The organism is Erythrobacter sp. S249 (assembly GCF_057364975.1).
This window is the reverse complement of the sequence record NZ_CP200287.1, coordinates 1,644,534-1,666,123: the sequence shown is the minus strand read 5'-3', so window position 1 is coordinate 1,666,123 and position 21,590 is coordinate 1,644,534. Positions and strand designations below refer to the sequence as shown.

The 21,590-nt window shown below is 58.4% G+C and carries 20 protein-coding genes; 15 read left to right on the top strand and 5 right to left on the bottom strand.

What is annotated here, in order from left to right:
- The first annotated feature begins 1,038 nt into the window (after nt 1-1,038).
- The 5 genes from rpmI (at nt 1,039) to pheT (ending at nt 6,377) form a co-directional block, all read left to right on the top strand.
- Nucleotides 1,039-1,242, top strand: coding sequence for a 50S ribosomal protein L35 (rpmI, locus tag AC0V6V_RS07850; protein ID WP_472640352.1), 204 nt, complete (start codon nt 1,039-1,041; stop codon nt 1,240-1,242).
- 121 nt (nt 1,243-1,363) lie between these two features.
- Nucleotides 1,364-1,723 (top strand): 50S ribosomal protein L20, encoded by a 360-nt coding sequence (gene rplT, locus AC0V6V_RS07845; protein WP_472640353.1) that lies wholly within the window; start codon nt 1,364-1,366, stop codon nt 1,721-1,723.
- A 131-nt stretch (nt 1,724-1,854) separates the two neighbouring features.
- Nucleotides 1,855-2,760, top strand: a complete 906-nt coding sequence (locus AC0V6V_RS07840) for a helix-turn-helix domain-containing protein (RefSeq protein ID WP_486164857.1) — start codon at nt 1,855-1,857, stop codon at nt 2,758-2,760.
- A 105-nt stretch (nt 2,761-2,865) separates the two neighbouring features.
- Entirely contained in the window at nt 2,866-4,002 is a 1,137-nt protein-coding gene (gene pheS, locus AC0V6V_RS07835) for a phenylalanine--tRNA ligase subunit alpha (protein ID WP_486164856.1), read from the top strand.
- Nucleotides 3,999-6,377, top strand: a complete 2,379-nt coding sequence (gene pheT / locus AC0V6V_RS07830) for a phenylalanine--tRNA ligase subunit beta (RefSeq protein WP_486164855.1) — start codon at nt 3,999-4,001, stop codon at nt 6,375-6,377. Before pheS ends, pheT begins: the two co-directional genes overlap by 4 nt.
- A gap of 45 nt (nt 6,378-6,422) precedes the next feature.
- On the opposite strand, the gene AC0V6V_RS07825 is transcribed toward pheT, so the two are convergent.
- Nucleotides 6,423-7,025: a hypothetical protein gene (locus tag AC0V6V_RS07825; protein WP_486166281.1), complete on the bottom strand. Its 603-nt coding sequence runs from the start codon at nt 7,023-7,025 to the stop codon at nt 6,423-6,425.
- A 158-nt stretch (nt 7,026-7,183) separates the two neighbouring features.
- On the opposite strand from AC0V6V_RS07825, the gene AC0V6V_RS07820 reads away from it, so the two are divergent.
- The 5 genes from AC0V6V_RS07820 (at nt 7,184) to amt (ending at nt 12,123) form a co-directional block, all read left to right on the top strand.
- The gene (locus AC0V6V_RS07820; RefSeq protein WP_486164853.1) at nt 7,184-8,716 is read left to right on the top strand and encodes a peptide chain release factor 3; all 1,533 of its coding nucleotides are present in this window, start codon (nt 7,184-7,186) and stop codon (nt 8,714-8,716) included.
- A gap of 51 nt (nt 8,717-8,767) precedes the next feature.
- Nucleotides 8,768-9,649: an alpha/beta fold hydrolase gene (locus tag AC0V6V_RS07815; RefSeq protein WP_486164852.1), complete on the top strand. Its 882-nt coding sequence runs from the start codon at nt 8,768-8,770 to the stop codon at nt 9,647-9,649.
- 32 nt (nt 9,650-9,681) lie between these two features.
- Nucleotides 9,682-10,239, top strand: a complete 558-nt coding sequence (locus AC0V6V_RS07810; RefSeq protein ID WP_486164851.1) for a pyridoxamine 5'-phosphate oxidase family protein — start codon at nt 9,682-9,684, stop codon at nt 10,237-10,239.
- A gap of 183 nt (nt 10,240-10,422) precedes the next feature.
- A complete protein-coding gene (locus AC0V6V_RS07805; protein ID WP_486137947.1) occupies nt 10,423-10,761 on the top strand; it encodes a P-II family nitrogen regulator in 339 nt (112 codons plus the stop codon).
- A gap of 12 nt (nt 10,762-10,773) precedes the next feature.
- A complete protein-coding gene (amt, locus tag AC0V6V_RS07800) occupies nt 10,774-12,123 on the top strand; it encodes an ammonium transporter (RefSeq protein WP_486166280.1) in 1,350 nt (449 codons plus the stop codon).
- 177 nt (nt 12,124-12,300) lie between these two features.
- Here the strand turns inward: amt and AC0V6V_RS07795 are convergent, their stop codons facing one another.
- The 3 genes from AC0V6V_RS07795 to AC0V6V_RS07785 are packed head-to-tail and all read right to left on the bottom strand — an operon-like array spanning nt 12,301 to nt 15,285.
- Nucleotides 12,301-13,887, bottom strand: a complete 1,587-nt coding sequence (locus tag AC0V6V_RS07795; RefSeq protein WP_486164849.1) for a GMC family oxidoreductase — start codon at nt 13,885-13,887, stop codon at nt 12,301-12,303.
- 26 nt (nt 13,888-13,913) lie between these two features.
- Nucleotides 13,914-14,867 carry a sterol desaturase family protein gene (locus AC0V6V_RS07790; protein WP_486166064.1) on the bottom strand — a complete coding sequence of 318 codons (954 nt, stop codon included), beginning with the start codon at nt 14,865-14,867 and terminating at the stop codon, nt 13,914-13,916.
- A gap of 10 nt (nt 14,868-14,877) precedes the next feature.
- On the bottom strand, nt 14,878-15,285 hold the full coding sequence (locus tag AC0V6V_RS07785) for a hypothetical protein (RefSeq protein ID WP_486164848.1): 408 nt from the start codon (nt 15,283-15,285) through the stop codon (nt 14,878-14,880).
- A gap of 59 nt (nt 15,286-15,344) precedes the next feature.
- On the opposite strand from AC0V6V_RS07785, the gene AC0V6V_RS07780 reads away from it, so the two are divergent.
- The gene (locus AC0V6V_RS07780; protein ID WP_486164847.1) at nt 15,345-16,769 is read left to right on the top strand and encodes an amidohydrolase; all 1,425 of its coding nucleotides are present in this window, start codon (nt 15,345-15,347) and stop codon (nt 16,767-16,769) included.
- A gap of 14 nt (nt 16,770-16,783) precedes the next feature.
- On the opposite strand, the gene AC0V6V_RS07775 is transcribed toward AC0V6V_RS07780, so the two are convergent.
- On the bottom strand, nt 16,784-17,224 hold the full coding sequence (locus AC0V6V_RS07775) for a protein tyrosine phosphatase family protein (RefSeq protein ID WP_486164846.1): 441 nt from the start codon (nt 17,222-17,224) through the stop codon (nt 16,784-16,786).
- A gap of 306 nt (nt 17,225-17,530) precedes the next feature.
- On the opposite strand from AC0V6V_RS07775, the gene AC0V6V_RS07770 reads away from it, so the two are divergent.
- From AC0V6V_RS07770 to hslO, 4 genes are all read left to right on the top strand, one after another.
- Nucleotides 17,531-18,325, top strand: a complete 795-nt coding sequence (locus AC0V6V_RS07770; protein ID WP_486166279.1) for a cold-shock protein — start codon at nt 17,531-17,533, stop codon at nt 18,323-18,325.
- Nucleotides 18,326-18,466: 141 nt separating this feature from the next.
- A complete protein-coding gene (locus AC0V6V_RS07765) occupies nt 18,467-19,666 on the top strand; it encodes an acetylornithine transaminase (protein WP_486164845.1) in 1,200 nt (399 codons plus the stop codon).
- The gene (argF, locus tag AC0V6V_RS07760) at nt 19,666-20,598 is read left to right on the top strand and encodes an ornithine carbamoyltransferase (protein WP_486164844.1); all 933 of its coding nucleotides are present in this window, start codon (nt 19,666-19,668) and stop codon (nt 20,596-20,598) included. Before AC0V6V_RS07765 ends, argF begins: the two co-directional genes overlap by 1 nt.
- Nucleotides 20,599-20,654: 56 nt before the next feature.
- A complete protein-coding gene (gene hslO, locus AC0V6V_RS07755; RefSeq protein ID WP_486164843.1) occupies nt 20,655-21,566 on the top strand; it encodes an Hsp33 family molecular chaperone HslO in 912 nt (303 codons plus the stop codon).
- Nucleotides 21,567-21,590 lie beyond the last annotated feature (24 nt).

Sequence of the window (21,590 nt, the reverse complement as noted above, 5' to 3'; positions counted from 1 at the left end):
TCTCTGGCTTGTTTAGAGAGCATTATGAAACTGATCGAACCACATACTTTGTTCGTGATCGTGAAATCTGTTTTTTGGATACCCGGCCAGTTTGCTTGACGGGCTTTAAAGACGACAACGACATAATACACTTTTGGCCAATTGCTCACTCGGCATCAGGACAAAATTGGCTATTGATGGATGGGACTATTTGATAGTTGTAGAGTGCATTTGAACCTCGCGTATGTCTCGAGAATTGGGACTGCTGAGATCTGCTAAGATAACGGAGCTGTGATTTCTCCTCGTTCGGTCGAGACTAGTGAGCTTTACGCTGTTGCGTGTGATTGGAGCGAAGAGAGAATTACTTTCTATCATGCCCAATTTTCCTACTTGGAACGCCGTCGCTAGAGGTGGGTCATGTGCTTACCTCAAGACTTTAATCGACTAAATCGATCAATCAGCGTGTCTTTGATCGATCGGTTTTTTGGCCCTGTACTGTGTTCCAGCCGTTCCAAGCGTGCTTCAGCAGCGATGAACGGAGTGGGGAGGGGAGAGGAGTCGTTTGTGGTTCCGCACGCTATCCAGCGTGCGATGTCCTCGGCCCTGGCGGGCCTGCGGGCGGCCAGTCGGCCTTGCGGCGCTGCGCGCCGTGCTCCGCGACCAAGCCAGATGCCAAGCTCCAAGACGCTTAGTGCTGGATTGCTGGCTTGTAATGGCTCGAGACCGCAGGTCTCTCAAGGGCGCACGCCCGCCCGCAGCGACGCGATCGCCAGATCGCATGAGCGAGGATAGCCAAGTGAGCGGATGCGAACGCCGGCGCTTGAGGCCCAACAAACCAATCGAGGACATCGCGCTCGCGGATGCGAGTGCGCAAGACAGGAACACAGCACGGATGTGCTGCGCAACACAAAGACTCCCTTCCAATCCCACCAAAACGCTTGCCTACACGCGCCGTGGCCCTTATGTGGCGCGACTTCAACGACACGAATCAAGCGATTGGCCTGGCTCATTAGGGCTGCCAGGGCCGATTAGAACGTGTCTCTGATAAAGGAGAACGAAATGCCCAAGCTGAAGACCAAAAGCGGTGTGAAGAAACGCTTCAAAATCACCGCAACTGGCAAGGTCAAGCACGGCGTCGCTGGTAAGCGTCACCGTCTGATGAGCCACAATGCGAAGTATATCCGCCAAAACCGTGGCACCTCGGTCGCTTCAGACCCGGATGCACGGACGATCAAGAAATGGGCGCCTTACGGGCTCGATTGATTTGATGGGCTAGACCGCCCACTCCCTCCACCCTTCCACCCGGATCATACTCCGGTGTGAAAATCCGGGCGGAAGGGTGGAGGGAGCGGGCTGGCGCAGAACTCTACAAAGGATACTACATATGCCTCGCATTAAACGCGGCGTCACCACACGCCAAAAGCACAAGCGTCTACTCGAACAAGCCAAGGGCTATCGCGGTCGCCGCAAGAACACCATTCGCGTCGCGCGCCAAGCGGTCGAGAAGGCCGGTCAATACGCCTACCGCGACCGCAAAGCGAAGAAGCGCAGCTTCCGCGCGATCTGGATCCAGCGCATCAACGCGGCTGTTCGCGCTGAAGGCTTGACCTACTCTCAGTTCATGCATGGCGTGAAGCTGGCGGGTATTGAGCTTGACCGCAAAGTCATGGCGGACCTCGCCATGAACGAAGAAGCGGCGTTCAAGTCGATCATCACTCAGGCGAAGGCCGCATTGCCAGCTTAAGCCAGCGCTCTCAGCATGGCATGCGCAGCCGCGCGGTGCCGTCTAGGAAACGCAAAACGGATAGGGCGCTGGCCGAAGAGGCTGGCGCCCTTTCGCTTGTAAAAACGCGACACATCGGCCAAACCCCGCGCATGGGTGGGCAGAGGACAAAACGCGCAAGCAGCAGCAATGCGGACTACACCGTCCGCAGCCAATTCTACTCGCCTTCGCCAGAGTTCGATGGCTGCTTTACGACCTTCTACCAATTGGTGCTGGAGGTTGAAGATGGCAAAACCGTCAAAGACCATCTGCAGCCGGAATGGGCCAACATCCGCTTCTTCGGCGGCAGCCGTCCAAACGCCAGCATTGGCACATCGCAGCTTTCTGGATCGCGCTTCACGGCGACTGGGCCAAGCTCGCTCCCATGCCAGTTCGAACTGGGCGCATCGCGCATGTGGGGCATTGGCTTCCTGCCGCTGGGTTGGGCGCGGTTCATCGATGTCGACGCGCGGGAGCTCGCTAATGTCGGCTGTGATGGCTCGGCGCATCCTGCATTTGCGAAGTTCGAAGGGCTGGCTGACGTCTTGTGCGATGAAAGCGCGAGCGACGAGCAGCAATTGGCCGCGATTGAAGACACGATGCGCGCGCTGATGCGGCCCAATCGCGATGAGCCCAAGATTGCCCGCGTCCACAAGGCGCTGGTCGAACCCGAGCTCAATACGGTTGATGACTTGGCGCAGGCAAGCGGGATCAGCGTGCGCACGCTTGAGCGCGTGTGCCGGCGGTATTTCGGCTTTGCTCCAAAGCTCCTGATCCGGCGCCAGCGCTTCATGCGCAGCCTGTCGGACTGGATGCTGCATGATAAGCGGCTCTGGACCGAGGCGATGGACGATCACTATCACGATCAAGCCCAGTTCACCCGAGAGTTCCGCGAGTTCATGACCATGAACCCGAGCGACTATGCCGCTCTGGAGCATCCCATTCTGGCCTCTTTCATGGAGGCCCGCGCACGGGTTTGGGGCAGCGCGGCGCAGACGCTGGACAAGCCGCTGCGATAGACGCCGAGCAAGCGATGTGCCGATCTTCGCAGCGATGCGCAATTCGCGCTTTGCCAAGGCGGCGAAATCCCGCTAGCGGACCGGCTCAAACCTTTGGGCTAGACCATGACTGAATTGACATCACAAAAAGACGCCGCGCTCGCGGCAATCTCTGCGGCTGATACGCTTGACGCGCTGGAAGAACAGCGCGTTGGCGCGCTCGGCAAAAAGGGCTGGGTGAGCCTGGCGCTGAAGACTTTGGGCCAGATGAGCCCGGAAGAGCGCAGCGCGGCAGCACCCGCGATCCAGGCGATCCGCGCCGAGGTGGCCGATGCGATTGCGGCGAAAAGGCAAGCGCTGGAGGCCGCTGAGCTCGAAGCGCAGCTGGCCAGCGAAACGCTCGACCTCACACTGCCAGCGCCTGACATCGCCATGGGTTCGGTCCACCCGGTGAGCCAGGTGATGGACGAGCTGGCGGAGATCTTCGCCGACCTCGGCTTTGCGGTCGCAACCGGCCCAGAGATTGAAGACGATTGGCACAACTTCACCGCGCTCAACATGGATGAGAGCCATCCCGCGCGCGCGATGCACGATACGTTCTACTTCCCAGACAAGGCAGCGGATGGTGGCCAATCGGCCTCAAGTAGCGAAGCGGTAGGCCATAAAAAAATGCTTCTGAGGACGCACACCTCGCCAGTGCAGATCCGCAGCATGAAAGAGCAAGGCGCGCCGATCCGCTTGATCGCGCCGGGCCGTGTCTATCGCAGCGATAGCGACGCGACCCACACGCCGATGTTCCACCAGGTCGAAGGCCTGGTGATCGACAAGAACATCCACCTCGGCCATCTCAAATGGACGCTGGAGACTTTCTTCAAGGCGTTCTTCGAGCGCGAAGATATCACCCTGCGTCTGCGCCCATCATACTTCCCGTTCACTGAACCCAGCGTCGAGGTTGATGTTGGCTACTCAAACGAAGGCGACCGCCGTGTGGTCGGCGGGCACGGTGATGAGCCGGGCTATGACTGGATGGAGCTGGGCGGCAGCGGGATGGTGAACCGCCGTGTGCTTGAGTTTGCCGGGATCGACCCGGACGAATATCAGGGCTTTGCCTTTGGCCTCGGGATCGACCGCATCGCCATGCTGAAATATGGCATGAACGACCTGCGCGCCTTCTTCGATGGCGATCCGCGCTGGCTGGCGCATTATGGCTTCTCGCCGTTTGATCAGCCGACCCTTTCTGCCGGTGTAGGAGCGCGCGCATGAAGTTCTCCGTCACATGGCTCAAAGACCATCTCGAAACCGATGCCACGCTCAGCGAGATCACCGAGGCGCTGACCGCGATTGGGCTTGAGGTTGAAGGCGTTGAGGACCCGGCCGAGAGGCTCGCGGGTTTCAAAGTGGCCAAAGTCCTGACCGCTGAAAAACATCCTGACGCTGACAAGCTGCAAGTGCTGAGCGTCGACACAGGCGAGGGTGACCCGCTGCAGGTTGTGTGCGGCGCGCCCAATGCGCGTGCGGGAATGAAGGGTGTACTCGGTCTGCCCGGCGCGGTGGTGCCTGCCAATGGCATGCAGCTTCGCAAGAGCGCGATCCGCGGTGTGGAAAGCAACGGCATGATGTGCTCCGTGCGCGAGCTGGAACTGGGCGATGAGCATGACGGCATCATTGAGCTGCCTGATGATGCGAGCGTCGGCCATGCCTTCGCCGACTACCAAGGGTCCTCGCCGATCATTGATGTCGCGATCACGCCGAACCGGCCTGATTGCATGGGCGTATACGGAATTGCGCGCGATCTAGCGGCGGCGGGCCTTGGCACGCTGAAGCCGATTGCGTTTCCTAAATTCGACGCTGCGGGCGAATGCCCTGCGGTGGTGCGGATCGAGGATGCCGAAGGTGTTCCCGCTTATTATGCCCGCGTCATCAAGGGAGTGAAAAACGGGCCATCGCCTGACTGGCTCCAGCAACGTTTGGCGAGTGCGGGCCAGAAATCGATCTCGTTGCTCGTCGATCTTACAAACTATTTGATGTTTGCCTATGGGCGGCCGGCACATGTTTATGACTATGGCAAGCTTTCCGGCGCAATGGTGGCGCGGCGTGCCGTTGATGGCGAGCAAGTCACCACGCTCAACGAAAAAACCTACACCCTTGATCCCAGTGTCACCGTGATTGCCGACGATAACGGTGTGCACGATCTGGCCGGTATTATGGGCGGGCTGGACACGGGGTGCTCGCATGAGACGACCGATGTGTTGTTGGAGATCGCATACTTTGATCCTGCGCAAATCGGTGTGACTGGCCGGAAGCTTGGCCTCGCTTCGGATGCGCGCACGCGATTTGAGCGCGGCGTCGACCCAGCATTTCTTGACGATGGCCTAGATCTACTCACTGGTCTGATTGTTGAGCTTGGGGGTGGTTCGCCAAGCGAGGTAGTGCGTGCCGGCGCACCGCCGAGCACGGCCAAAGTGGTTGCATTCGATACGGAGCTCACCGCAAAATTGGGCGGTGTTGAAGTCGCGGTTGATGAACAACGCCGCATTCTCGAAAGTCTGGATTTCACGGTGTCCGACGATTGGCAGGTTACCTGTCCTTTGCGCCGCAATGACATCGAAGGCGCAGCCGATCTGGTTGAAGAAGTCGTGCGTATTCACGGCCTCGACAAGGTGGAAAGCGTGGCCTTGCCGCGCATGGACGGGGTGGCCCGGCCAACCGCGACACCGGCTCAGCTGCTCGAGCGCAAGTTGCGCCGCGCGGCGGCTGGCTGCGGGCTGGATGAAGCAATCACGTGGTCGTTTATTTCTCAGGACGAGGCTGATGCAGTCGGGGGCGGGCATTGGTCGCTCGACAATCCGATCAGCGAAGATTTGAAAGTGATGCGCCCATCGCTGTTGCCTGGCCTTCTGTCGGCGGCACGGCGTAGTTTTGATCACGGCTCGTCCAGCGTGCGTTTGTTTGAGATAGGCCGTCGCTACCTCGCAGATGGAGAGTACCCGGCGCTTGTTGCCGTGATGGCGGGCGATGCTGCGCCGCGTTCTTGGCAACATGGCAAAGCGCGCAGTTTCGATGCTTATGATGCCAAGGCTAAGTGCTTGGCCTTGCTCGAAGCAGCGGGCGCGCCAGTCGACAGATTGCAAGTCATGGGTGAGGCGGGCGATATTTATCATCCCGGCCAGTCTGCAACTTTGCGCCTAGGACCAAAGAACCGCATCGCCAGTTTTGGGATGGTCCACCCGACTGTACTTAAGGCTTTTGGGATTGGCGTTCCTGTCGCCGCTTTTGGCATTCACCTCGATGCGATCCCGGCGAAAAAGGCGGGCAAAGGCTCGATCAGCTTCGCGCGGCCAAGCTTCGCTCCGCCTGCCTTGCAATCGGTGACGCGCGATTTTGCGTTTCTGGTGCCAGAGGCGCTTGCGGCGGGTGACCTGCTGCGCGCGGTTCAAGGCGCGGATAAGGCGAACATAGTCAGTGCGCGGGTGTTTGACCTGTTTACTGGCGGCAATGTCCCAGAGGGTCAAAAGTCGCTCGCGATTGAGGTGACTCTGCAGCCCGGCGAAAAGAGCTTCAAGGATGCGGAACTGGCCGAGATTTCGGACAAGATTGTCACAGCTGCGGCCAAGCACGGAGCGGAGCTGCGCGGCTAAGCGCAGCGCGCTTCAGCTCGGATAGACAGGCGCGTGTTGGCGGGGCTATTCGCCCCAGCCATCCGCACGATCTGAGCCGCTTGCGCCCCAGTCTTCGCCGTATTCTTTCTCAAACTTTTCGCGCTTTTCTTGTGCAGCCATCTTGCGCTCCATCTCGCTGAAGGCAGCCATGTTTTGATTGGCGGCGTTGATCCGTTGTTGAACTTCTCCGCCTTGGGCAGAGAGCATGGCTTTCGCGGCAGGGGATGTGGCGAACATCATGTCGAAAGGGCGCCCTTCGATAGTTGAGGCGATTTGTTCCTCAGCCGCTTTTTGGGCCATTGAGTTGGCAGGTGTGCTTTCACCTTTGTGGAGCTGTTCGAACTTCGAAGTGACACGGGTGCCATCGCCATCTGGCGCGATGGTAGCCACGATCCGGAAGATATCACCGCCCAGCTCGTCGTTCGCGGTGATCACAAATGTGTTGGGGCTGGGGTTGGTGACAGTCTCGCCGACGACACTGCTTCCCATAATGGCCACCGGCAGCTTGGCGCCCTTCAAGGCTTTCGCAACTTGTTCTGGAGATTTCTCGAAATATTGGCCCGATGTCCCGCATGCAGACAGAAAGACGGCACAAAGACCGGAAAGAAGAATTCTGTAAATCGACATTTGCACCCCCTATTTGTGGAGCCGATTTCGCAGATTGATCTTACCAGTCGGTAAACTGATGCTGCCGAGTGGTGTACGCTCAGGGGGGGATGTAGACGGGTTCAACGCTTGCGGCTAAGGCGCGCGCTCCATGTCCAACGGTGCTTTAAGCTAAACCTATGTCCAATCGCCGCACATTCGCGATCATCTCTCACCCCGATGCGGGTAAGACCACGCTGACGGAAAAACTGCTGCTGCAAGGCGGCGCGATCCACTTGGCGGGCGAGGTGAAGGCGCGCGGGCAGGCGCGGCGGGCGCGCTCTGACTGGATGAAGATCGAGCAGCAGCGCGGTATCTCGGTCACCTCGTCGGTGATGACCTTTGAAAAAGAGTATGATGGTGAGAAGATCACCTTCAACCTGCTCGACACGCCGGGTCACGAGGATTTTTCTGAGGATACCTACCGGACGCTGACCGCGGTCGACAGTGCGGTGATGGTGATTGATGCGGCCAAGGGCATTGAACCGCAGACCCGCAAATTGTTTGAAGTTTGCCGGCTGCGCAGCGTGCCGATCATCACCTTCATCAACAAGGTCGACCGCGAAGGGCGCCCTGGCTTTGAATTGATGGATGAGGTTGCAGAGATGCTGGCGCTTGATGTCAGTCCGCAAGGCTGGCCAATTGGCATGGGCGGCCAATTTGAAGGCGTGCTCGATTTTGAGAGCGGCGCTGTTAGCCGCCCGGAAGGCCCGTCGAAGGAATTCCTCGGTACCCGCGACACCGATCCAGACATTCCCTCTGAATGGGCCGAAGAGGCTGAGTTGGCGCAAGTGGGCTATCCCGAGTTTGACCTTGAGGCTTACCGCAATGGCGATTTGACCCCGGTCTATTTCGGATCGGCGCTTAAAAATTTCGGCGTCACTGAACTGATCGATGCAATCGCCAAGCACGCGCCGCCGCCGCGTCCGCAGCCAGCAGGCGATGATCAGATCACGCCCGAGCATGATGAGGTTACTGGCTTCATCTTCAAGGTGCAGGCCAATATGGACCCCAATCACCGGGACCGGATCGCCTTTATGCGCCAAGTGTCCGGCACTTTTAAGCGCGGCATGAAGTTGACGCCTTCTGGCTTAGGCAAGCCGATTGCGATCCATTCCCCGATCCTGTTTTTCGCACAGGATCGCGAGATTGCCGACACCGCCGAGGCGGGCGATATTATTGGCATTCCAAACCACGGCACTTTGCGCGTGGGCGACACTCTGAGCGAACAAAACAAAGTCCGCTTCACCGGCCTGCCAAATTTTGCGCCGGAAATCCTGCGCCGGGTCCAGCTCAAAGATCCGACCAAAACCAAGCAGCTTCGCAAAGCCTTGGATGACCTCAGCGAAGAGGGCGTGATCCAAGTGTTTTATCCGGAGCTCGGCGCGCAGCATATTGTCGGCGTGGTCGGTCAGCTGCAACTTGAGGTGCTGATCTCGCGGCTGTCGGCGGAATATAAAGTTGAGGCGGGGCTAGAGGCTGCGCCGTTTGCGACTGCTCGCTGGGTCAAAGGTGAAGGCCAGGCGCTTACCGACTTTGAGAGCTTTAACCGCGCGAACCTTGCCAAAGACCGCGATGGTGATCTGGTGTTCATGGCCAAGAGCCCGTGGGACGTGAATTATCAGGAAGAGAAGAACCCAGAGCTTAAATTCTCTGCCACCAAAGAACGCTAGGCACTCACGCGAGTGTTGCAGCGCAGCAATGTTCGCGGCATGGGACATTGCATGACTGTATCAGGCCCAACCTCTCAGACGTTTTTCTCTCAGCGCATCAAGCTCAATTATTTCGATTGGGCGCAAAGCGATGCTGACCGCGCAAAGCCCAAGCTGGTGCTGGTGCACGGCGGGCGCGATCACGCGCGCAGCTGGGACTGGACGGCTGAGCAGCTGTGCGCCGATTATCACGTGGTGGCGATGGATCACCGCGGGCACGGCGACAGCGATTGGGTGTCTGATGGCAATTACCAGTCGGGCGATATGGTCTATGATCTGGCGCAGCTGATCCACCAATTGGGCAGCGGGCCTGTGACCATTGTCAGCCATTCCATGGGCGGCAATGTCGCCCTTCGCTATGCAGGCACCTTCCCTGACATGGTGACAAAGCTGGTCGCGATCGAAGGTCTTGGGCCAAGCCCCGCATGGAGGGCTGAGCAGCGTTCAACGCCCTATCCCGAGCGCCTGGCCGAATGGATCGAGAAGAAGCGTAAGGCGGCTGGGCGAAGCCCGCGCAAATACGAGAGCATCGAGGCCGCGTTCGCGCGCATGATCGAGGAAAATTCCTACCTGACCGAGGAGCAGGCGCGGCACCTGACCGTGCACGGGGTCAACCGTAACGAGGATGGCACCTACAGCTGGAAATTTGATCCGCATCTCAATGTCTGGGGCGTTGAAGACATAGCGGATGAATTCATCGAGCAGACTTGGGGCGCGATCACATGTCCCACTTTGCTGCTTTATGGTGCGGACAGCTGGGCCTCCAACCCAGAGAAAGATGGGCGGCTCAAGCATTTCAACACCGCTCAAGTCATCGAATTTGAGAAGGCCGGGCATTGGTTGCACCATGACCAGTTCGACAAGTTTATGAACGTGCTAAGAGACTTTCTTTGAAGGCCTTGTTCTGATCCATAAGGAAAACCAAAATGGCTGAGTTTTTTGATGCGTTGAATGACAAGCACACCGCGATGATCGAAGCGCAGCCGGTGTTCTTCGTGGCGACATCGGCGCCGATTGGGCGCATCAACCTCAGTCCGAAGGGCTATGATGCCTTTCGCATTCTTAGCCCGAAACGCGTTGCCTATCTCGACCTCGGCGGGTCCGGCAATGAGACCCATGCTCATCTTGGCGCGGATGGGCGCATAACGATCATGTTCTGCAATTTTCAGCAGCCGGCGAATATCCTGCGGATTTATGGGCGCGGTGTTCCGGTGCTGCCTCAGGATGACGGCTGGGATAATTTGGCGAGCCATTTCACGATGCTGCCAGGCACGCGCCAAATCTTTGCGATTGATATTGAAAGTGTGCAGACCAGCTGCGGCTGGGGCGTCCCGCTGATGACGCTGGAGACGGAGCGGGAGACGCTGAAGAAAGCGCATCGGCAATCTGACCCGGCGGAATGGGAAGCAAAAATGGCGACCCGCATCAGCAGCATTGATGGTCTGCCAACGCGCCCAACCGATCGCTATATTGCGGGTGAATAACTGCGTTGTAGTTGTTCTGACTGCCTAAAAAATAAACAAGAGGTTAAAAATTAGGCAGGCCGCTTTAGGTGGTTAACCCTAGAACTCGCGCTTCTCCGCGATTCCGCTCTCTTGCCGAAACTGGCACGCCTTTTGCTGCTTCGTGTGTGCCGGAGCTGACCGGCGGAAATTGAGGGGGCACGGATGAAGTTCATCATCGCCATCATAAAACCATTCAAACTCGATGAAGTCCGCGAAGCGCTGGGCAGCATCGGTGTCGCCGGTATGACCGTTTCTGAGGTCAAAGGATTTGGCCGCCAAAAAGGCCAGACCGAAATCTACCGCGGCGCAGAATATTCGACCAACATGCTGCCTAAGGTGAAACTCGAGATTGCAGCCAGCGACGAGATCGCTGCGCAAGTGGTCGAGACCATCCAGCAAACCGCCAACACCGACGCGATCGGCGACGGCAAGATTTTCATGCTCGATCTCGCATCGGCAACCCGGATTCGCACAGGCGAAGCCGGCGAAACAGCGCTTTAAGGGGGCAATCAAATGAAGCGAACTCTCCTATCTTTTGCAGCCCTTGCGACGGGAAGCATGGCATTGGCCTCGCCTGCCATGGCCGCTGCTCCGGCGGCCGGAGTTGTTTCTGACGGAACTGCCTATATCCTCAACACCTTGTTGTTCATGATTGGCGGTTTTCTGGTTATGTGGATGGCCGCTGGCTTTGCCATGTTGGAAGCTGGCCTGGTCCGTTCGAAAAACACCTCAACACAGTGCCTCAAAAATATCGGTCTCTATTCGATCGCTGGTCTGATGTTCTGGGTCGTCGGTTATAACATTGCTTACCCAGGATTTGATGGTGCTGGCTGGTTTGGAATGGCTGGCACGATTTACCCGATGCAGGGTGTTGGCGAGGCTGACCTTGATACTGGCTATTCAGTCGCCTCCGACTGGTTCTTCCAAATGGTGTTCTGCGCCACCACCGCTTCGATTGTTTCGGGCACCGTGGCAGAGCGCGTGAAGATCGTCCCGTTCTTTATCTTCGTCTTCTTGCTCACTGGCTTCATCTATCCCGTTGTCGTCAGCTGGGAATGGGGCGCAGGTTCACTTGACGCGATGGGCTTCTCCGACTTCGCAGGCTCCACTCTGGTCCACTCGACCGGCGGCTGGGCGGCTTTGGTCGGCGCAATCATCATTGGTGCCCGTGCTGGCCGCTATGGCCCGGATGGCAAAGTCAACGTCTTCCCAGGGGCGAATGTGCCACTGGCAACCTTGGGTACGTTCATTCTTTGGCTCGGTTGGTTCGGCTTTAACGGCGCGTCTCAACTTGCCATGGGCACCGTTGGTGACGTGTCTGATGTGTCGAAGATTTTCGTCAACACCAACATGGCCGCAGCCGGCGGTGTTGTGACGGCAATCCTGCTGACACTGATCCGCTATAAGAAGGCCGATGTGACCATGGCTTTGAACGGCGCATTGGCTGGCTTGGTCTCGATCACTGCTGAACCACTGGCTCCAACGGTCGGATCTTCGATCCTGATCGGTGCAGTCGGCGGCGCGATCGTGGTGTTCACCGTACCGCTGCTCGATAAGCTGAAGATTGACGATGTTGTTGGCGCAATTCCGGTTCACCTGTTTGCAGGGATCTGGGGCACGCTAGCAGTTGCTTTCAACACTCAGTCAGAAGTTGACGGCGTCACTCTCACAATGGGCCAGCAATTCGGCGTCCAAGGTATTGGCGTTCTTGTTACTGCAGTCTTTGTCTCCGCAGCCTCGGCCATCGTCTGGCTTGCTCTGAAATACACCATCGGTGTGCGTCCGAGCGAAGAAGACGAAATGAACGGCCTCGATAAGGCAGAGATTGGTGTGGAAGCCTATCCAGAATTCGCGCGCAGTTAAGTCGCGCAACCCAGTTTAGCGGGGGGAGTACTCTCCTCTCCCACTCCCTCCGCTAACCTTTGTTCCTCCTGCGAACAAACAACTTTTGATAGGCCGGGGCGTCCAATCCGCTCCGGCCTCTTTTTTGTCCTAACTTGCAGCTCTGGTTTGCGATTGGCCTTGCTTGGTTTGGGCCGCTTAAGCGGTCGCGGCCTTCACAAAGTCAGCGCAGCGTTCACCGATCATGATGCTCGGCGCATTGGTGTTGCCGCTGACGATTTTGGGCATCACGCTGGCATCTGCGATCCATAGTCCCTCGAGTCCGCGCACTTTGAGCGTGGGGTCAACCACGCTGTCCTTGTCGCTGCCCATCCGGCAGGTGCCGACCGGGTGATAGACGGTGTCGGCGCGCTGCCTGATGAGATTGTCGAGCTCGTCATCATTCTCGAGGTCGATCGGGTGCCGATCCGTGGGACCATATTCTTGTAGTGCAGGGGCATCCACAATCCGGTGAGAGAGACGCACGCCCGCTCTTAGGACCGCGAGATCGCGCTCATCATCCAGAAAATTCGGATCGATTACTGGCGCGTCGGTTGCGCGGCGCGATGCCAGCCGTACTGTGCCCCGGCTTTCCGGGCGCAGGACGCAGGCGTGCAGAGAAAAGCCGTGCTCTTTGATTTTCTCGCGGCCGTGATCCTCTAGAATGGCGGGCACAAAATGCCATTGCACGTCCGGCGCGGGGCTGTCTGGCATAACCGTCCAGAACCCGCCCGCCTCAGCGTAGCAGGTGGTCATTGCGCCGGTCCGGCTACGGCGATGCTCGAGCATGGCGGCGGCCATCCGCAATGTCCCTTTCAGCGTCCCGCCAATCGGTACATCGCTCTCGGTTTCCCAGCCGGAGACATAGTCCAAATGATCTTGCAGATTGGCACCAACCTCTGGCCGGTCGAGCGCCACGGGGATGCCGCGTTCTTGCAAATGCGCACCCGGGCCAACGCCAGACAGCATTAGGATTTGCGGACTGTTAAATGCCCCAGCGGACAGGATCACGCCGCGCTTTGCATAGAGCATTTCGCTGCGCCGACCACGCTTGACCCGAACGCCTGTCACGCGGCCTTGCTCAATCACAAGCTTCTCAACCACAGTGCCCGTGCGGATCGCGAAATTCCCCTGCTCGCGAATGGGCTCAACATAGGCGCGCGCAGCGGACCAACGCTCTCCATTGCGCTGCGTAACTTGGTAAAGGCCAAAGCCCTCTTGGGTCTCGTCGTTGAAATCATCATTGCGGCGCAGCTGCATCTCGCCGGCCGCCTCGACGAAGGCATGGCTGGTGGGGTTGGGTGAGATCAGGTCAGACACAAACAACGGTCCGCCCGCCCCGTGGTAATCATCCGCGCCGCGCTCGTTGGCCTCCGCCTTTTTGAAATAGGGCAGAACGTCCTTATAGGCCCAGCCGGTGCAGCCCATCGCCGCCCAATTGTCATAGTCCCAGGCGTTGCCGCGAATGTAGACCATGGCGTTGATCGCCGAAGATCCGCCAAGGCCTTTGCCGCGCGGTTGATACCCGATCCGGTCATTCAGCCCCTTTTGCGGCACCGTGTCGAACTTGTAATTCGACGAATTGCGGATGAAGGGCATGAAGCCAGGGGTCTTGATGAGGACATTGTCATTGCGCCCACCTGCCTCGATCAAGCACACGCGCCTGGTTCCATCGACGGCGAGCCGTCCCGCCGCTGCGCTGCCGCCGCTGCCACCGCCGATGACGATGTAATCGAAGCTTTCCATGATCTCTCCTCTTGGAGGTGACAGGCTTAAGCAGCTTCGTGCGGGCTTTCAATCGAGTTTCGATCCGCCACCGGATTTTGTGGTGGCTGGCCAGTGCGCTCGCGCCAGCGTTCGCGGATCATATCGGAGGTTTCGCGGCTGCCATCGTGGGTCCAACCAGGTTCGCGCAGCAGGTAAGACAGCTTATGCCGCCACGGCGCGCGGGCGATATCGCTCAGCATGCCGATCCATTCATGGAACACCGCCCACAGCAGGTTGAAGCTGCCGAGCTGTTTGATGATGCCATAGCGGATTGGTTCATCGTCTCGCTCCGCCTCAAATGTGCCGAACATCCTGTCCCAGACAATGAAAACACCGGCATAATTGCGATCAAGATAGCGCGGATTGGTGGCGTGATGGACGCGGTGATGGCTGGGCGTATTCATCACCGCTTCGAACCAGCGCGGCATTTTGCCAATCGCCTCGGTGTGGATCCAGAATTGGTAGACCAAATTGATGCCGCCACACACCGCGATCATGCCGGGGTGAAAGCCGATCAGCACCAATGGCAACGCAAAGATAAAGCCAAATGTGAACGAGCCTGTCCAGGTCTGCCTAAGGGCCGTTGAAAGATTGTAGTGCTGGCTTGAATGATGGTTAACATGGGCGGCCCACATCCACCTAACACGGTGCCCCGCGCGGTGGACCCAGTAATACTTTAGATCATCGAGCACAAATACGACCGGCCATGCCCAAAGCGGGCCCCACCAGTTCTCGCTGATGTCGAACAAGCGGTATTCATAGGCGGCGATGAAGATCGCGAGGAAGAAGCCGCCAAACAGCGCGCCTGCGACCGTGGAGCCGAGCCCGAAACCAAGACTGACAAGTGTGTCCTTGGGTTCGTAGGCACTTTGCTGGCGCAGCTTTGCCCAGGCCATCTCGGCGAGGATCGCCGCGACAAACAGCGGCACAGCCAGCTGAGTGACAGAGAAATCGGGCAGGTCGATCATGTTAACGCCTGTCTAGCTGATTGATGGCTGCCACCCAAATGTCTGCATCATCGAGTGCCAGCCGAACCGAGCCAAAGCGTGCCTCACCTGTGTCGACGATGAGCATGTTGTCTGAAGCGGTGGCACTGGCTTCTGCGCAAAGAATGCGTCCGGCAAAATGGACGCCATGCGGCTTGAGCAGCATGATCTGGCCTTGTGCGTCCTTCAGGATCGCTCCGGCCCCATCACGCGCAATTGCGCTTTCAACTGGCGCAAAGCCGTCCGTCACCTCGCTCGCGGCGCGCGCAGCCTCGCTATGGTTTGCCAACTTTGGCTTGCCGCCTAGCTTCAGTGCAGAGGCAATCCACGCCAACAGCACAATCGCCACAAGCGAACCGCCAAATTGCAGAAGAAGCGGATCAATTTCCATCCGCAAAGGATTGGCACGGCGGCAACTTTGCGGCAAGCAGAGCGCAAGGGAGATTGCTCATGAAGTTCGTTGCTCGCACCGTTTTGGCTGGACTGCTACTTAGCGCAGCGCCGCTCAGCGCTCAGGTTCAAGACCCGGCCGCCAATGTTGAGGCGCAGCAAGAGCGCACCGCCAGAGTGGCTCAGCAATTGTGGGATCTGGCTGAGGTTGGTTATCTTGAAACTCAGTCGAGCGGGCTCTTGCAATCGGAGCTTGCGGGCGAGGGGTTTGAGATCAAGGCGGGTATCGCCGAGATTCCGACTGCGTTCGTCGCCGAATGGGGCGAGGGCGGCCCAATCATCGCGATCCTTGCCGAGATGGATGCTCTGCCCGGGATCAACCAATCTGCGCTGGCAACGCGCGATATGGTTGACGGCAAACATGCTGGGCACGCCTGCGGGCACAATCTGTTTGGTGCCGCGTCACTCACGGCCGCTATTGCAGTGAAGCAATGGCTGGAGGCGACCGGCACGCCGGGCCGCATCCGTTTCTATGGAACGCCTGCGGAAGAGGGCGGATCTGGCAAAGTTTACATGACGCGGGCCGGATTGTTCGATGATGTTGACATTGCGATCCACTGGCACGCGGACGATGAAAACAGCGCAGCGGCCCAGACGAGCCTGGCCAATCGATCAGCCAAGTTTCGCTTCAAGGGCATCTCTGCACATGCGGCTGGCGCGCCAGAGCGGGGCCGCTCTGCTCTTGATGGGGTGGAAGCGATGAACATGATGGCGAACATGCTGCATGAGCATATGCCGCAAGATGCGCGCATGCATTACGTCATCACCAGCGGCGGCAATGCGCCCAATGTGGTGCCTGATTTTGCCGAGGTGTTTTATTATGTCCGGCATCCCGATCCCGACGGTGTGGATGAAATCTGGGAGCGGCTGGAGAATGCGGCCAAGGGCGCTGCGCTTGGCACCGGGACGGATGTCGAGTGGGAAGTGATCCACGGGAACAATCCGCTGCTGGTCAATGAGACCCTCGCCAAGATGATGGACGCGAAATTGCGGATGGTCGGCGGCGTTGAATACACCGCTGAAGAGCGCGCATGGGCCGAAGAAGTTCAAAAATCGCTCGGCGATGCGGCCAAACCGCTCAGCAGTGCCGGCGAAATCGGCGAGTACAGCAAAAGCTTGGGCTATGGTTCAACCGATGTTGGCGATGTCTCTTGGGCGACGCCAACAGTGGGCGTCCGCACGGCCACTTGGGTGCCCGGCACTAGCGCGCATACTTGGCAAGCGGTTGCCGCTAGTGGTCATTCGATTGGCCACAAGGGCGCTCAGGTCGCGGCCAAGGCGATGGCTTTGATGGCGGCAGAGCTTTACACCAATCCGGGGCTACGTAGCGCGGCGAAGGCCGAATTCGATGCCGCACGCGGACCGGATTACACCTACAAATCGCTGCTGGGCGACCGTGAACCGCCGCTTGATTACCGCAAGTAACTAAGCGTGCGGATTTACTCGCCTGATTGACCAGAGAGCATGTCGAGCATGGTGCGCACCGGGCTGACATCATAGCCAGCCTTGGCCGCCGCATGGACGATGCCAGCAGGGGTGTGGCCCGATTTTGCCTGGGCGAGCGCCCACATAAAGGTCGAGCGAGTTCCAGAGCGGCAATAGGCGAGCACCTTGCCCTCAGCTTTGCCTATCGCGCTAACCATGTCGTCAATCTGCGGTTGGCTGAACCCGGAATGCCCGATCGGGATCGCGCAATAATCTAGGCCCGCTGCCTTGGTTGCCGCTTCGATCGCATCACCCTGAGGCGCGTCAGGCTCTTCGCCATCTGGCCGGTTGTTGATGATCAAGGTGACGCCCGCATCCTTGGCCGAAGCAACATCATCCAATGTGATTTGCCGGCTGGCAAAAAAGGCGGGTGAGAGTTCGCGAAAGTCGCTCATGTTTTTAATCGCTCTTATGACGTGAAAGCCTGCTGGAATCCTCAGAATGCCTGCGCGCGCCCGCATTTCATGGCCAACACTTTGATGCGAAGCAAGTATTAAGCGTGTTCGAAAGTGTCACAACTCTCAGTGATAACAGCGGTGATCGGTTAAATCATTCGCAAAGCAATGGTTTGTGCGCTATGCACCGATTCTACGAGGTGGGACTCCGAACAATATCGGTGTTCTGCCTGTGTCAGTGGCGGCTTGCTGTCCCCGCCCTGATGCATAGGAGGATGGGCAGTCTTGTAAGGTACGTTTTGAGTTATGGGTTACGATAGAGGACGTCGGCGCGGCCGGGACAAGCGCGACGGATTCGGCGAGGACAGCTACGATCCTTTTGGCGGCGGCGGCGATGGATTTCCGCCTCCAGGCAATTACGGAAATGACCGGAGCGGTGGTGGCGGTGATCGCTATGGCGGCGGTGGACGTGGCGGCCCCGGTGGCGGCGGCGATCGTTACGGCGGCGGAGGCGGTGGTGACCGTTTCAGCGGCGGTGATCGCAGCGGCGGCGGTGGCGGTCGTGGTGGCCCAGGCGGCGGCGGCGGTGGCGGCGGATTCAACCGCATGCCCGCTCAAGTCGTAGGCACCGGCAAAGGTACTGTGAAATTCTTTAACAGCCAGAAGGGCTTCGGCTTTGTCGCGCAAGAAGGCGGCGGCGAAGACGTGTTCATTCACATCAGCGCAGTTGAGCGTGCTGGGTTGGAAGGTCTGGCTGAGGGTCAAGAGCTTGAGTTCAACCTGGTTGACCGCGGCGGCAAAATCTCCGCTCAGGATCTTCAAGTCGTTGGCGATGTGATCGCGGTTGAGAAAAAAGAAGCCGCGCCTCAGCGCGAGCTGACCGGCGAAAAAGCGACTGGGACCGTGAAGTTCTTCAATTCCATGAAGGGCTTTGGCTTCTTGGTGCGCGACGATGGCCAGCCGGATGCATTCGTGCATATCAGCGCGGTTGAGCGTTCCGGGCTCCAAGGCATCAATGAAGGCGAACGCTACGAGTTCGACATTGAAGTCGACCGACGAGGCAAGCATTCTGCTGTCAACTTGGTGCCTGCGCAGGGATAAATCTCCCCAGCACATATCAGGGCCGTTTGACCGGAAACATGAGCGGCCTTATCAATTCGGGAAATGGCGGCTCTGTCTAGGGTCGCCTTTTCCATTCCTGAATTCAATTTTCGACTTCACTCAGTTCTTAAGGATCAAACCATGTCGATCACACCGCTTATGCCTGTCTACCCTCGGTGCGGTGTCCGTCCGGTCCGAGGCGAGCACTGCCACCTGATTGACGAGGATGGTACGCGTTACCTCGATTTTGCCAGCGGCATTGCAGTGAACTTGCTGGGTCACTCACACGAGGGGCTGATCAAGGCTATCCAAGAGCAAGCCGCGACCTTGATGCATGTCTCCAACCTCTATGGTAGCCCGCAGGGTGAGAAGCTGGCGCAAATGCTGGTCGACAACACCTTTGCCGACACGGTATTCTTCACCAATTCAGGCGCCGAAGCGGTGGAAACCGCGATCAAGACCGCGCGTGCCTACCACCAGAACGCAGGCGATGCCGGTGATGCGAGCAAGCATGAGCTGATCACATTCTCCAACGCCTTTCACGGCCGCACGATGGCGACTATCAGCGCGTCGAACCAGACCAAGATGCATCACGGCTTCTCGCCAATGCTCGATGGTTTCAAGTATGCTGATTTTGACGATCTGGAATCCGCCAAGGCGTTGATGGGCCCGAACACAGCGGGCTTTTTGGTCGAGCCGATCCAAGGAGAGGGCGGTATTCGCCCCGCTTCGCAGGAATTCATGCAGGGGTTGAGAGACTTGGCCGATGAGCATGACCTAATGCTCGTTCTGGATGAGGTGCAATGCGGGGTCGCGCGCACCGGCACGCTCTATGCCTATGAGCAATATGGCGTCACGCCAGATATTGTCGCGACCGCAAAGGGCATTGGCGGCGGCTTTCCATTTGGCGCCTGCCTAGCGACCGAAAAGGCTGCGCGGGGAATGACCTTTGGGACGCATGGTTCGACCTATGGCGGCAATCCGCTGGCGATGGCGGCGGGCTGCGCTGTCATGGAGGCCGTGGCCAATGAGGAATTTTTGAGCTCAGTTCGCGAGAAGGGCGAGCGTATTCGCACCCGGCTGGAACAGTTTATCGGCAATTACCCAGAACTGTTTGAACTGGTGCGCGGCATGGGCCTGATGCTGGGCATTAAGATGAAGGTTGAGAGCCGCCCGTTCTTTGTGCACCTGCGCGAGAATCACGATCTGCTTACCGTTGCCGCGGGCGACAACACTTTGCGTGTGCTGCCGCCGTTGGTGATTGGCGACGCTGAAATTGATGAGTTCTTCGAAAAGCTTTCCGCCGGTGCGGCGAGCTATAAAATTCCAGAGCCAGCCTGATGACGCACCAACATTTTCTCGACCTCAGCGATGCTGGGGCCAATGCAATGGCCGCAATGGTCGGCGATGCAATTGATCGCAAAGCGGCGCGCAAAGGCTGGGGCAAGGGGCAGGCTGATGCCGACGCTCCCCTGGCGGGTAAAGTCCTGGCTTTGGTGTTTGAGAAGAACTCCACACGGACCCGCGTGAGCTTTGACATTGCGATGCGGCAGCTGGGCGGCTCTGTGCTGATCCTGGATAGCGCATCGAGCCAATTGGGGCGCGGCGAGACCATTGCGGATACCGCCCGCGTCCTCAGCCGAATGGTTGATGCAATCATGCTGCGGACTGATGATCATGCGAAGATCGAGGAAATGGCGCGTCACGCGACTGTACCTGTGATCAACGGGCTAACTGATCGCTCGCATCCATGTCAGATCGTGGCCGACCTGCTCACAGTGATTGAACACGGCAAGCCTCTGCCGGGCTTGGAAGTCGCTTGGTTTGGGGATGGCAACAATGTGCTGCATTCCATCTTGGAAGCAGCCAGCCTGATGAAGTTCAATGTTCGGGTGGCGACGCCAGCTGGCTATGAGCCTGACAGTGAATTTGTCGAAATGGCGCGGGCTGGCGGGGCAGAGGTTACTTTGACGCATGACGCCTCAGTTGCGGCACGCGGGGCGGATGTCCTGGTCACCGACACTTGGATCTCGATGGGACAAGCGGATGCGGATGAGAAGCGCCGCGCCATGGAGCCATTTCAGGTCAACGCCTCGCTCATGGCTGAAGCCAAACCTGACGCATTGTTCCTGCATTGCTTGCCTGCGCACGTCGGCGAAGAAGTAAGCGAAGAGGTGTTTGAAGGGCCGCAATCGGTCGTCTTTGACGAGGCAGAAAACCGCATTCATGCGCAAAAATCCGTTTTGCTGTGGAGCTTTGGCCTGCTTGCGTGAGGCTTGCCCCACGATTGGGGCTTACCTCCGGCGTTAGAGCCACCATATAGCTCGCTATGACACAGGCCCAATCTCCCACGACGCAAGAGCCAGAGACTTTCGCTGATAAACTGCTTGGCTTCACTCTGCCTTCTCGCAGCGCCCGTGGCCGCGTGGTTCGCCTTGATGCAGTGCTGAACGATGTTCTGGCGGTCCACGATTACCCTGCGCCAATTCAGCACCTGCTTGGTGAAGCGCTTGTGCTGGGCGCCCTGATGGGCGGCTTGCTCAAGGGCGAAGATGGCCAGTTGACCATGCAGGCGCAGACGAAGGCGGGCCCGGTGCAATTGCTCGTGTGCGATTACCGCGGCGGGACAATGCGCGGCTATGCTGAGTTTGATGGCGCTCAGGTTGAGGGACTTGGCGCTAATCCAGCGCTCGCGGCTCTGTTTGGGGAAGGGTATCTTGCGATCACCTTCGAAACAGGTGCGGGCAAGCGTTATCAGGGCATCGTGCCGCTGAAAGGGGACAATCTGTCTGAGGCGTGCGAGAACTATTTCGTTCAGTCGGAGCAAGTGCCTACGCTGATCAGAGTCGCCAGCCGATCCAGCGCTGAGGGCCATCACGCTGCTGGGGTGCTGATCCAGCACCTTGCCGATGGCGAAGAGGGACGTGAGCGATTGCATGTTCGCCTCGACCATCCGGATTGGGAACACATCGTCGCGCTGGCTGGCACGATCAGTCACGACGAACTGCTCGATCCTGAGCTCTCCATGGAAAGCATCGTGTGGCGTTTGTTCCACGAAGAGGATCAGATTCGGGTTCAGCCCGGCAAGGGACTTGAACGCGGTTGCCGCTGCAGCGCGGACTATTATCATAGCGTCATCGCTCGCTTCCCAGCTGATGAGCAGGATGCAATGCGCGATGATAAGGGGCGGATTGTGGTCGATTGCCAATTTTGCGCTCAGCAATATGTCTTGGCAATTTAACAGTTCATCGCTATTCAGGAACGG

Coding starts and splice junctions, on each gene's coding strand:
- rpmI (WP_472640352.1), top strand. CDS start 1,039: ATGCCCAAGCTGAAGACCAAAAGCGGTGTGAAGAAACGCTTCAAAATC.
- rplT (WP_472640353.1), top strand. CDS start 1,364: ATGCCTCGCATTAAACGCGGCGTCACCACACGCCAAAAGCACAAGCGT.
- AC0V6V_RS07840 (WP_486164857.1), top strand. CDS start 1,855: ATGGGTGGGCAGAGGACAAAACGCGCAAGCAGCAGCAATGCGGACTAC.
- pheS (WP_486164856.1), top strand. CDS start 2,866: ATGACTGAATTGACATCACAAAAAGACGCCGCGCTCGCGGCAATCTCT.
- pheT (WP_486164855.1), top strand. CDS start 3,999: ATGAAGTTCTCCGTCACATGGCTCAAAGACCATCTCGAAACCGATGCC.
- AC0V6V_RS07825 (WP_486166281.1), bottom strand. CDS start 7,025: ATGTCGATTTACAGAATTCTTCTTTCCGGTCTTTGTGCCGTCTTTCTG.
- AC0V6V_RS07820 (WP_486164853.1), top strand. CDS start 7,184: ATGTCCAATCGCCGCACATTCGCGATCATCTCTCACCCCGATGCGGGT.
- AC0V6V_RS07815 (WP_486164852.1), top strand. CDS start 8,768: ATGACTGTATCAGGCCCAACCTCTCAGACGTTTTTCTCTCAGCGCATC.
- AC0V6V_RS07810 (WP_486164851.1), top strand. CDS start 9,682: ATGGCTGAGTTTTTTGATGCGTTGAATGACAAGCACACCGCGATGATC.
- AC0V6V_RS07805 (WP_486137947.1), top strand. CDS start 10,423: ATGAAGTTCATCATCGCCATCATAAAACCATTCAAACTCGATGAAGTC.
- amt (WP_486166280.1), top strand. CDS start 10,774: ATGAAGCGAACTCTCCTATCTTTTGCAGCCCTTGCGACGGGAAGCATG.
- AC0V6V_RS07795 (WP_486164849.1), bottom strand. CDS start 13,887: ATGGAAAGCTTCGATTACATCGTCATCGGCGGTGGCAGCGGCGGCAGC.
- AC0V6V_RS07785 (WP_486164848.1), bottom strand. CDS start 15,285: ATGGAAATTGATCCGCTTCTTCTGCAATTTGGCGGTTCGCTTGTGGCG.
- AC0V6V_RS07780 (WP_486164847.1), top strand. CDS start 15,345: ATGAAGTTCGTTGCTCGCACCGTTTTGGCTGGACTGCTACTTAGCGCA.
- AC0V6V_RS07775 (WP_486164846.1), bottom strand. CDS start 17,224: ATGAGCGACTTTCGCGAACTCTCACCCGCCTTTTTTGCCAGCCGGCAA.
- AC0V6V_RS07770 (WP_486166279.1), top strand. CDS start 17,531: ATGGGTTACGATAGAGGACGTCGGCGCGGCCGGGACAAGCGCGACGGA.
- AC0V6V_RS07765 (WP_486164845.1), top strand. CDS start 18,467: ATGTCGATCACACCGCTTATGCCTGTCTACCCTCGGTGCGGTGTCCGT.
- argF (WP_486164844.1), top strand. CDS start 19,666: ATGACGCACCAACATTTTCTCGACCTCAGCGATGCTGGGGCCAATGCA.
- hslO (WP_486164843.1), top strand. CDS start 20,655: ATGACACAGGCCCAATCTCCCACGACGCAAGAGCCAGAGACTTTCGCT.